We start from the raw sequence: 1,444 nt of genomic DNA on the forward strand, positions 1-1,444 counted from the left end.
AGTGGCGCATGCAGGACTGACCGAGTTACATGTAGTAGAAACCATGCATGAGCGTAAAGCCATGATGGCAGAGCGCGCGAGTGCTTTTATCGCGCTACCTGGCGGTTTAGGAACATTCGAAGAAATTTTGGAAATTGCGACTTGGGGTCAACTCAATCAGCACCAAAAGCCTATGATTTTATATAACGTAAATGGTTTTTATAATGCATTAATTGCTCAGTTAGACCATGCTGTACAAGAAGGCTTCCTTCCTCTTCAGCATCGAGCTAAATTAATTGTATGTGAAGAAATCGACCAAATTTATAACGTCATTAAAAACTTAAAAATGCCAAAGAGATTTGTTGTTTAAGCTCTCTACCTCAACAAAAAAGCGGATTCTTCCGCTTTTTTTATTTTATCTATCTATACTCATTTTATAATCATTCACTTGAAAGTCCGGTTATATAGTTGCTCTAAATAATAGAAGTTAAACTTACAAAGCGTTTATTCAACATTGACTTACTTTTTTTAAATTCAATTTGTTTTACACTAGGCGAAAACGTTAATTTTCAAATGTTATGAATGCCACGCCAACCCATCAAGCCTTGCAACCCGAATATCGCCTATTGGTTCTTTTGGTTTCCATTGGCTTTTTTATGCAGGCATTAGATACAACAATTGTAAATACTGCCATTCCTGCAATGGCACATCATTTAAATGAAGATCCATTACGTATGCATAGCGTAGTGGTGGCTTATGTTTTATCTGTAGCGGCCTGTATTCCTTTAAGTGGATGGTTGGCCGACCGCTTTGGTGTTAGAAATACGTTTTTATCAGCAATCATTATTTTCACACTTGCTTCCTTAGGCTGTGGCCTTTCTCAAAGCCTAAATCAACTTTTATTTTTCCGTGTCATTCAGGGTGTTGGGGGTGCGTTATTACTCCCCGTTGGTCGTTTATCACTTTTAAAAATTATTCCCCGAACTCAATTTTTGGCAGCCATGAGCCTCATGAGTCTAGCAGGTTTACTAGGCCCTTTAACAGGTCCAACACTAGGTGGTTGGCTCGTTGAAGTTGCAACGTGGCATTGGATCTTTCTTATTAATATTCCAATGGGAGTATTGGGCATATTAATGACATTAAAGGTCATGCCAAATGTAAAAGAGCCTACCGTTAAAACTTTTGACCTTATTGGGTTTGTGCTCTTAGTCATCGCAATGATTGGCTGGTCTTTGGGTATTGAACATCTTGCCTCACCTGAATATTCCAAATGGTTTAGTATTTCTTTATTAGTGGTCGGGGCAGTCGCAACCCTTTGGTATGCCTACCATTCACATACCCATCAAAATGCATTGTTCCGTAGCCGACTCTTTAGAAACAAGATTTACGCGATTGGTATTTTAGGTAATTTCTTTGCCCGCTTTGGTGGTAATGCCTTACCTTTTGTTTTACCACTCATGTTACA

General features: G+C 38.9%; 2 protein-coding genes. Both read left to right on the forward strand.

The window, feature by feature from the left end; genetic code table 11:
* The coding region (locus VXQ92_RS17765; RefSeq protein ID WP_416682698.1) for a TIGR00730 family Rossman fold protein at window positions 1-349 on the forward strand (349 nt) is incomplete at its 5' end.
* A 208-nt stretch (window positions 350-557) separates the two neighbouring features.
* Window positions 558-1,444: MFS transporter (locus tag VXQ92_RS17770; protein ID WP_416682699.1), on the forward strand; the 887-nt coding region annotated here is incomplete at its 3' end.

The organism is Acinetobacter sp. 228 (assembly GCF_048147885.1).